Source organism: Nostoc sp. (assembly GCF_036919815.1).
Lineage (GTDB): Bacteria > Cyanobacteriota > Cyanobacteriia > Cyanobacteriales > Nostocaceae > Nostoc.
In genome coordinates this window covers 38,779-47,942 of sequence record NZ_JBALCE010000009.1, presented here as the reverse complement: position 1 = coordinate 47,942, position 9,164 = coordinate 38,779, and the positions used below count along the sequence as shown (strand labels likewise).

Here is a 9,164-nt window from a genome sequence, read left to right as displayed (position 1 = left end):
TCGCTACACGTTATGATAAGCGAGCAATAAACTTTCTTGGTGCAATTTATCTTGCTGCTACTGTTATCTGGCTTAATTGATGACACGCCCTAGAAATTAAGCATCAGATTTTGATTCTTCTGGTTCTGTAGCTGGCGGAGGTATTTCCCGTTCAGGTGTGATAATCGAACCATTCCAGACAGCCTTCTGCCCATCAGCATTGATAATAGTTATTTTTACTTCTCCTTGATCATAATGCTCAGAAAATTCTTTTAGCCAGTTAACTGGAAGCCTTTTAAGGTCTTTGAGAGGGATTTTAAATCTTCTGCAAAACTCCATAGGAGCATCAGGATCAGTTTTTATTGTAACGATGTCGTCTTTTTTATCTCAATCAGTGTTTTTGGAATTTCGTTATTAGTGCTGTCTAAGTACACCATTTGAACTATTACGCCAGCACCTTTTATCTGTGTATTAACTTCCTCCTTTTCCTCTGAGTTTAATATTTTCCCTCCTAGCGAGAAGTTAGCGCCAGCGATGGTAATGTAATCGGGAGGCAAATTGGATTCTTTAGCCGGCCCGTAAAGCACTACTTGATTAATATTAGGACCAGGCTTGCGGATAGCTTTGCCCCCGATGTAACCAGTGGCACTAATTCCTATTAGTGCTAACAGTTCAGAGGGGATAGTTGGGAAAGAAGATGCAGTTGGATAAGTGACCAAGAGGATAACGATAAAAGCAACGCCAATAATTAAGTTCCAAACTATTTGCTGTACGCGCTCTAGGGCTACTACGCCACCATGCATAACCAAATCTGACCACCCAGGATTAACTTCCCCAGAACCCTTATTACCACGAATTTCAGAGGTTGCTTGCGCCGTTACCAGTGTTGCTAAACTAATTAGGAAGGTATAGCCAAATCCTGATAGCGGAATGAACTCCCATGTGCGTCGAAACAATCCGCGTCCAATCAAAAGAAATAGATAGCCAAAAACGATGATAGTCAACCACCAGATAAACTGGGCACGCGCCAGACTATAAGTGTTAGTTTGGACATCCACGATGAACCATTCTAATAAGTTTAGTTTTTTGGTGTTGTTTTCTGAAAAAGATTTTGGCAAGTTGGGTTTTTTTGCCTCTCTCGTTAGGGAATAGGCGTCTCTTGTCAGCCAATAGATTATTACCAAAAGTATGAATACACAAAATGCTGTAATTAGAAACACGATCAGCGTTGTCGTCCTGCTCACAGGGCGCTCTACCATTACCTCAAGTTTGTCGTCAGCCTCTTGAAGGTCAATATTAGTTGCATTACCTCCCACCTCAACAATCACAGGATTTTTTCCGGTGTTCAATTTCGCTAGTTGCTCGTTATTGAAGCTGGCATAAATCGCTTTCCGATTTTCTGCAACTTTTGCAGTAGCGGTGGCAATATTAGAGAACTTACCAATTTTTATCTCAATTTTATTTTGAGGCGAATTGTCTTGCTTGGGAAAGTTTTCTCCTGTCACCACTACATTGATATGTTCGTTGCTATACCTCCTCTCATCTTCTGGTATAATCGATTGAGGGATACTGACGTAAAAATCTCTAGGACTGATGCTTTTTATAGACGTAAATTCGGTTATGATTGCCGCTTGAGTTTTAGTTGGCTGAATGGATGTTGTCGGGCTTGTCTGACCAGAATTGCTATTGTTTGGCTGGCTGACACTATTAGTTTCCTGTGCTTTACCCAACCCTGCTGAAGTTAACAGCAACAGGAACGTTAGAGTCACAGATAGCAGAAGGTAATAATACCTCTTGCTGATTCGTTTCCAAGATATATTATGTAAGCGCATAAAACAGTGTGAGTATTTCTAATTCATGTAGCAACATCAATTGTGTTTGATTACACGCAATACCAAAATAACTGTCGTTATCTGAGATATAAATCAATACGCTTGGGTTAAGGATAATCGTAGGTTGGGTTGAACGAAGTGAAACCCAACAAACCCTCGAAAGGGATCTTGCTACGTTCCTCAACCCAAACTACACAGTTTAAGGTTTTCAACGCTAACCCAAGCGTATTGCGATATAAATAGGACTTACGCAAAATAATGAAAAAACGTACACGCAAAGCGGTGAAGCAGCGCCGTCTTCTCCCAAAGGGAGAGGCTAGCGCCTTCGCGTAGGTTTACTCCATGAGCGACTGCTGTTAGCGCCACGGAGAGCGAGGTACGAGCGTCACCCGGAGGGCTTGGCTACGGCAAAGGACTAAAGTTTTACAGAGTTATTGCGTAAGTCCTAATCAATACTGAGGGATTTTAGATAATAGGTTTTCAACTTATACCATTCATTTACTATTAAACTGCTTTTTAGTGAGATAATCTAGTTATTTGTAATGTTTTTTATTACTCAGTGATATCTCTAAATTTGATAAATTATCAGGATTATGAGCCAGATAAAACCACCTTTACTCTATTAGCGATCGCTGCCGTTAGTTCAAACACGCCCTATCAAGTAACATTTAAGTAAAGGTGATTTCTCTTCATCCCAAACAATAGTAAAATCATCAATAGATATCTCTGGGCTAGCTTGAAATTGGATTTGCAAGTTGCAACAGTTATTCTGTTGTAACTCCTGTGAAAAGTCAGACTGTTGGTTCCTGGTATTTGACTCCTCGTTTTTTGTGGCGGTACTCAGTAACAATTGGATAAACTATGCTGCGTAACCGATTGATCGCACCGACAGGACGATGGAATGCTAGACCATTCCAAACAGAAAAGCGGAGATTTTCCCTAAAGATTTATTAAAAATTGTCATATGATTAAAACTATGATTGTATGAGGTGCGCCTGCAATCGGTGTGGCTGCGGGATATAGAATGTATCTTGATGGCGCTATCTCTACTGATTTTAGAAAAACTGACGATACTTGCTGAGGCAATACGCTTGGGTTAACGATAATAGTAGGTTGGGTTGAAGGAACGCGAACAGCGTCCCGTAGGGAAGTGAAACCCAACCAATGGCCGAAAATGTTGGGTTACGTTCCTCAACCCAACCTACACAGTCTAAGAGGATGTTTGAAAAGTCATGATTGATGTATCAAATGTTATTACCCCACCCTAGCCCTCCCCTTATAAAGGGGAGGGAACCGGATTTTTTTATTGTTTCCCCCCTTTATAAGGGGGGATTAAGGGGGGTAATAATTCGATTAAAAGCACAACAAAACACTTTTCAAACAACCTCTAAGGTTGTCTAACACCAACCGTATTGCTTGCTGAGGGTAAATTTATTATAATCCCTGTGAAACAAGAATCCTACAACGATGAAACTGAGCCAAAATTCTCCAAACCAGGTTTATCCGGTTATTTGGCACAACAACTCGGTGTCATTAATTGATCAAACTCGCTTACCCAACGAATATATATTTGTGGAAATTCACCGCAGCGAAGATATGGCGCGGGCGATTAAAACGATGATTGTGCGAGGTGCGCCTGCAATCGGTGTGGCTGCGGCCTATGGAATGTATCTTGGTGCGAGGGAAATTGAAACAAGCGATCGCCACGAATTTTTGCAACACTTAGATAAAGTAGCCCAGTTGTTGCGTTCTACTCGTCCGACGGCGGTAAATTTATTTTGGGCAATTAGCCGGATGATGACAGCCGCCTACGAAACGCTGGGAACAGTAGAAGAGATTAAGCAAACCCTTTTACAAACAGCCCAAGCAATCAATGCTGAAGATTTGCAAACCTGTCGCGCGATCGGTGACAATGGTTTGGCAGTGTTGCCCACTACCCCAGAAAAGCTGACGATTCTTACTCACTGTAATGCTGGGGCGCTAGCTACTGCTGGTTATGGTACAGCCTTGGGTGTTGTGCGTTCTGCTTGGAGAGAAGGACGTTTAGAGCGTTTATTTGCCGACGAAACCCGTCCCCGCTTACAAGGCGCAAAACTTACGACTTGGGAATGTGTGCAAGAAGGTATTCCAGTGACATTGATTACTGATAATATGGCAGCCCATTGCATGAAACAGGGTTTGATTCATGCTGTCGTTGTGGGTGCTGATCGAATTGCTGCTAATGGCGACACTGCTAATAAGATTGGTACATATAGTGTAGCGATCGCAGCTAGAGCACATAATATACCCTTCTTTGTCGCTGCACCCCTTTCTACCGTTGATTTTGAATTAGCCGATGGCAGCAAAATTCCCATTGAGGAACGTGATCCAACAGAAATCTATCAAGTTGGCGATACAATTCTCACACCTGCGGGTGTAGATTTTTACAACCCAGCTTTTGATGTGACTCCGGCTGAATTGATTACAGCCATCATTACAGAAAATGGAGCATTTGCTCCTGGGGAATTGGTGAAATCACAGCCACAGCAAGTCGCTTAACATCAATTAATAACCCAAATTGCGGGTTATCAAATACAAATATACTATTGAATGCCCAAATCTAAAAATAGCCATTTATATCATGTCCGCCAGATTACCCATAATAAAAGAACCGCACCCCTTAATCCGCTCCCCGCCGGCGGGGTGGGGTTCTTCGGGTTTAATAAGCAATCAAGCGGACATGATATTACACGATGATTGAAACTAAAATCTTGCACCAGTCCTAACAACCGCCCCAAAATGAATTCTGAAGCTAATAGCTAAAGTCTTATAAAGAAGACTGAGCAAAACTTTGAGTTCGTTTGAGTGGGCTAAGGAGTTAATTGAACGTGAGTTCGATGAACCTCTCCCTGTGTTAAACAAAAGTTCAAAACTTCTCCCTCTCCTTACTAAGGAGAGGGACAGGTTTTGCGGAAGCAAAACCAGGGTGAGGTTTCTCAGAGGCTATGAGACTTAACCAAAATGCTGAATAATTGCCTCGGCAAATTCCGAACATTTTAAGGGTTCAACTGGTGGTTCTAGCAACCGGGCTAAATCGTAGGTGACTTGACTATTTGCGATCGCATCGCTTAAACCTTTCTTAACTAAGTCTGCGGCTTCTTGCCAACCCAGAAATTCTAACATCATCACCCCAGACAAAATCAGTGAACCAGGATTAATCCGATCTAAACCGGCGTGTTTGGGTGCGGTGCCGTGGGTAGCTTCAAATATAGCACTAGAATCACCAATATTTGCCCCTGGTCCCATTCCCAATCCCCCAACAATGGCGGCGGCGGCATCAGATAAGTAATCGCCGTTTAAGTTCATCGTCGCCAAAATCGAATACTCATCCGGTCTGGTTTGGATTTGTTGAAAAATACTGTCAGCAATCCGGTCATTTACCAAAACTTTCTCTTTCCATTTGCCATCGCCGTGGGTTGCCCAAATTGTGTTAAGAACAGTTTCAACTTCCTTGACAATTTCCGCTTTCTTCTCTTCGGTGAGAGAATCAAACCCCGGATCAATCTGGCGGGCGTTTTCTTCTAAGGAAATATTCGGATTTTTTTCCTTGTTACTCAAAATCCAAGATTCCCGTTCAGTGACAGTTTCTTGGCGAAATTCGCTAATTGCTAATTCATAACCCCAATCGCGGAAAGCGCCTTCGGTGTACTTCATAATGTTGCCCTTATGCACCAAAGTCACCTGTTGCTTGTGTTTGGGCAATAGCAAAGCGTGTTTGAGCGCACGTCTGACTAGGCGCTGGGAACCAGTTTTGCTGATCGGTTTGATGCCAATACCAGAATCAAGAGGAATTCGTTTTTTCCCATGTTCTGGGGTGGCGGGGATCAGTTCTTCATTGATAATTTTAATTAAGCGATCGCCGATTTCGCTACCTTGTCGCCATTCAATGCCTAAGTAAATATCTTCCGTATTCTCCCGATAAACAATTACATCCAGCTTTTCGGGATTTTTGTGGGGTGAAGGCGTACCTGCATAGTAACGGCAAGGACGCACGCAGGTATACAAGTCAAAAATTTGCCGCAGCGCTACATTTAAAGAACGAATTCCCCCCCCAACGGGAGTAGTCAAAGGCCCTTTAATCGCTATACCATATTCTTCAATTGCCGTGAGAGTATCTTGAGGTAAATACTGATAAGTACCGTATAAATCGCAGGCTTCATCCCCAGCGTAAACCTTGAACCAACTAATTTGACGCTGACCCTTATATGCTTTGGCTACCGCAGCATCTAGCACTTTTTGAGTAGCAGGCCAGATGTCTATACCTGTACCATCACCGCGAATAAAAGGGATAATTGGATTGTCCGGTACGATTGGTTCACCATTTTTGAAGGTGATTTTTGCTCCGGTTGCGGGGGGGGTAATCTTGTCGTACATAGTTCACACACTCCTAATGGATACGCTGCTAGTCAAAAAATCCTTATGTGGCAAGGCTTGCATATTTTACTATGTCTTTTGTTTACCAAGTCATCAGGCGCAGATTTTCCCCTTATTTCCCTTGTACATTATTTGGGGATTAAGTGCGGGATTTCAGTGAAGCGATCGCAATTTTGTACGATCAAAAATAGTAAACTACTTTTCGCTATCAGTGCTTCACCTTGGAGAAGCCCAATAGCTTACCACTCTTTCACTGACCGCTAACACCAGAATTGCATGACAGACCCAATGATTTTATCAAGCCCTGCTAATGACATCGACTCCTTGCGACTACCGTTACTCACTGGGTCTGAAAAAGTCCAACAACAGATAATCCCACAGTTGGCTGAGTTGGGTAATGAAGGATTAGACGTGTTGATGGAATTTTTACTGAAACGACGTGAGAACCCAGCGACTTGGGTTGATGGCAAAGCTTACCAAGTTCTCTATAACTCTGATGCACCTCAAGCTCAAGAATTTTTACGCTCTTGTTTTCCTGAGGGAATTGTACCTCTAAAATCAGAGTGCGGGATTAACTACAATTCTTTGCAACAACTACTGGCGGCTCAAGACTTCCAAGCAGCCGATCGCGTCACCATAGAAAAAATGTGTGAACTATCAGGGACAACGGCTGTACAACGAAAATGGTTGTATTTTAGTGAGGTAGAAAATACCTCGGCTGTTGACTTGCAAACCATTAATCACCTCTGGTTAGTCCACTCCGAAGGTAAGTTTGGCTTTTCAGTGCAGCGAGAAATCTGGTTAAGTTTGGGTAAAAATTGGGAGAATTTCTGGCCGAAAATTGGCTGGAAAGCAGGTAACATCTGGACGCGATACCCTAACGAGTTTACCTGGAATTTGAGTGCGCCTAGAGGTCACTTACCCCTCTCTAATCAACTTCGCGGGGTACGAGTCTTTGCTTCTTTACTCTCTCATCCAGCTTGGTCGAAGAATCCAGAAAAATGATTTTTAGCCTACCTACAAATAGATTATGATCAATCCCACCAACCGAGAATTTTACGTGATCATTGAACGGGATGAAGATGGCTACTATGTCGGAGAAGTCCCTCAGTTACAAGCCTGTTACAGTCAGGGAGAAACAATTGATGAGTTGATGATTAACATGAAAGAAGTAATTGAACTTTGTTTAGAGTATGTCTGAAAAGTCAAAAGTTTCCGGCTGTAGTCTACGCTCATAGTATGACTTAAAGAGCCTAAAGGTCAGAAAGTTTGGCGCTGAACGCAAGAGCTTTGGTAAGACAACAATTCGTTTAGAACCTGATGTTGCAGAGGTTTTTCCTAATGCTGATGCCGTCAATCAGGCTCTAAGATTTCTGATTAGAATTGTGCAGGAAAGGCAAGTTTCTGCACTTAAAAAGCAGCCTCACAGTTCCTCGGATCGGACAAATAAAAGCCCCTAATAGTGAGTTGGAAGTGCCGCAGAACCTAAACCTAAAATATCAAATCAGATAATGGCAAACGTTCGTTTAGAAGACATTAAGCGTCGATTTAATAACGTCACCGCTATTGAAGACATTACCTTTGAAATTCCTGATGGCGAGTTTTGGGTTTTAGTCGGGCCATCGGGTTGTGGTAAATCTACAATTTTGCGAACGATCGCGGGTTTAGAAACTGCCACATCAGGTAAACTCTTTATTGGCGATCGCTTGGTGAATAATATCCCAGCCAGACAACGGGATGTGGCGATGGTGTTCCAAAACTACGCTCTCTATCCTCACATGAGCGTGGCGCAAAACATCGGCTTTGGCTTGCAAATGCGGAAGATTGACCGAAAAATCATTCAAGAACGGGTGATGAATGTGGCGCGATCGCTTTCTCTCGATCACCTGCTGGATCGTAAGCCCAAACAACTTTCTGGGGGACAGCAACAACGGGTAGCATTAGGAAGAGCGATCGCTCGTGAACCACAAGTATTTTTACTTGATGAACCTTTATCTAATTTAGATGCCCAATTGCGCGATGATACAAGGGCAGAATTGAAACAGCTACATCAAGAATTAGGCATTACAACAATTTACGTCACTCACGATCAAGTTGAAGCAATGACTTTGGCTGATAAAATTGTCGTGCTAAATCGAGGCCGGATTCAACAAATCGGCGATCCCCAAACTATTTATGCAAGTCCCATTAATCAGATGGTGGCAAGTTTTTTAGGCAGTCCGCCAATGAATATTTTGCCTGTAATCTATCAAAATAACGGTTTTAATGTGAGTGGACAGTTATTAGCAATTCCAGCAGCTGTGAAAGAAAAATTACAGTTGCGTCAGGGAGACAGTTTTGATTTGGGGATTCGTCCAGAGCATATAAAAATCAACACTGACTCAGAACTGAGTACTCAAAACTCAGGACTGTTATCGGTTGAAGTTAAACTGGTGGAACCTTTGGGGAGGGAAACTTTGATTCGGGCTGGTTTACTTAGTTCGGCGGTGGTATTGAATATTCAGGTAGGTGGAAATGTGCGTTTGCGTCCAGGCGATCGCCTTTCTTTACAACTCGATTTAAATCATTTATTTGTGTTTGATCCCAAAACTGGGGACAGAATATTATAAGCGCTTCGGAGTATAAAATATAATTGTTTTGTGTGCGATCGCTGTGACGGGGTGTAGGGGCAATCGCTGTAATTCGTGGCGAGGGATAGGTTAGCGATCGCATCCAGAATCATCACCACACCGCCGTTAATCCAATTTTTGACCGTAACTCTGACCTTGCCCTTGCCTCGTGCAATGCCTGCGGGGGGCGTAGCCATCGCGGTCATTTGTTAACCCAATAGCGAAAATTTGCTGTATCTCTTGCTGAGTAATAACCTTGGCGCGTCCATGCCGATTTACTTTCACCTTTCACCGCTACACCCCGTTAACTCTTAATTTTCAGGTTACAGCA

Annotated in this window: 8 protein-coding genes; 4 read left to right on the top strand and 4 right to left on the bottom strand. The window is 42.9% G+C overall.

All coding sequences use genetic code 11. From position 1 onward, the window contains the following. Positions 1 to 96: 96 nt before the first annotated feature. Together V7K15_RS02765 and V7K15_RS02760 are read right to left on the bottom strand one after the other, a co-directional pair. Positions 97 to 318, bottom strand: coding sequence for a hypothetical protein (locus tag V7K15_RS02765; RefSeq protein WP_334902821.1), 222 nt, complete (start codon positions 316 to 318; stop codon positions 97 to 99). A gap of 20 nt (positions 319 to 338) precedes the next feature. Then, on the bottom strand, positions 339 to 1,748 hold the full coding sequence (locus tag V7K15_RS02760; RefSeq protein ID WP_334902819.1) for a hypothetical protein: 1,410 nt from the start codon (positions 1,746 to 1,748) through the stop codon (positions 339 to 341). A 1,530-nt stretch (positions 1,749 to 3,278) separates the two neighbouring features. Between V7K15_RS02760 and mtnA the strand changes: the two genes are divergently transcribed. Beyond that, positions 3,279 to 4,349, top strand: coding sequence for an S-methyl-5-thioribose-1-phosphate isomerase (mtnA, locus tag V7K15_RS02755; protein WP_334902817.1), 1,071 nt, complete (start codon positions 3,279 to 3,281; stop codon positions 4,347 to 4,349). A 453-nt stretch (positions 4,350 to 4,802) separates the two neighbouring features. Here mtnA and V7K15_RS02750 read toward each other — a convergent pair whose 3' ends face one another. After that, on the bottom strand, positions 4,803 to 6,224 hold the full coding sequence (locus V7K15_RS02750; RefSeq protein ID WP_334902815.1) for an NADP-dependent isocitrate dehydrogenase: 1,422 nt from the start codon (positions 6,222 to 6,224) through the stop codon (positions 4,803 to 4,805). A gap of 276 nt (positions 6,225 to 6,500) precedes the next feature. Here V7K15_RS02750 and V7K15_RS02745 point away from each other — a divergent pair, with 276 nt between their 5' ends. The 3 genes from V7K15_RS02745 (at position 6,501) to V7K15_RS02735 (ending at position 8,833) form a co-directional block, all read left to right on the top strand. Then, positions 6,501 to 7,229 carry a GUN4 domain-containing protein gene (locus V7K15_RS02745; RefSeq protein ID WP_334902813.1) on the top strand — a complete coding sequence of 243 codons (729 nt, stop codon included), beginning with the start codon at positions 6,501 to 6,503 and terminating at the stop codon, positions 7,227 to 7,229. Between the two features lie 25 nt (positions 7,230 to 7,254). Further along, positions 7,255 to 7,425 carry a type II toxin-antitoxin system HicB family antitoxin gene (locus tag V7K15_RS02740; RefSeq protein WP_334902811.1) on the top strand — a complete coding sequence of 57 codons (171 nt, stop codon included), beginning with the start codon at positions 7,255 to 7,257 and terminating at the stop codon, positions 7,423 to 7,425. 310 nt (positions 7,426 to 7,735) lie between these two features. Continuing rightward, a complete protein-coding gene (locus V7K15_RS02735) occupies positions 7,736 to 8,833 on the top strand; it encodes an ABC transporter ATP-binding protein (RefSeq protein ID WP_334902809.1) in 1,098 nt (365 codons plus the stop codon). Here the strand turns inward: V7K15_RS02735 and V7K15_RS02730 are convergent. Then, positions 8,788 to 9,030, bottom strand: coding sequence for a hypothetical protein (locus V7K15_RS02730; RefSeq protein ID WP_334902807.1), 243 nt, complete (start codon positions 9,028 to 9,030; stop codon positions 8,788 to 8,790). The two genes, V7K15_RS02735 and V7K15_RS02730, sit on opposite strands and share 46 nt — an antisense overlap. Positions 9,031 to 9,164 lie beyond the last annotated feature (134 nt).

Bases quoted from the DNA above. Each gene is read 5' to 3' on its own strand.
- V7K15_RS02765 (WP_334902821.1), bottom strand. From the start codon at position 318: ATGGAGTTTTGCAGAAGATTTAAAATCCCTCTCAAAGACCTTAAAAGG.
- mtnA (WP_334902817.1), top strand. From the start codon at position 3,279: ATGAAACTGAGCCAAAATTCTCCAAACCAGGTTTATCCGGTTATTTGG.
- V7K15_RS02750 (WP_334902815.1), bottom strand. From the start codon at position 6,224: ATGTACGACAAGATTACCCCCCCCGCAACCGGAGCAAAAATCACCTTC.
- V7K15_RS02745 (WP_334902813.1), top strand. From the start codon at position 6,501: ATGACAGACCCAATGATTTTATCAAGCCCTGCTAATGACATCGACTCC.
- V7K15_RS02740 (WP_334902811.1), top strand. From the start codon at position 7,255: ATGATCAATCCCACCAACCGAGAATTTTACGTGATCATTGAACGGGAT.
- V7K15_RS02735 (WP_334902809.1), top strand. From the start codon at position 7,736: ATGGCAAACGTTCGTTTAGAAGACATTAAGCGTCGATTTAATAACGTC.
- V7K15_RS02730 (WP_334902807.1), bottom strand. From the start codon at position 9,030: ATGGCTACGCCCCCCGCAGGCATTGCACGAGGCAAGGGCAAGGTCAGA.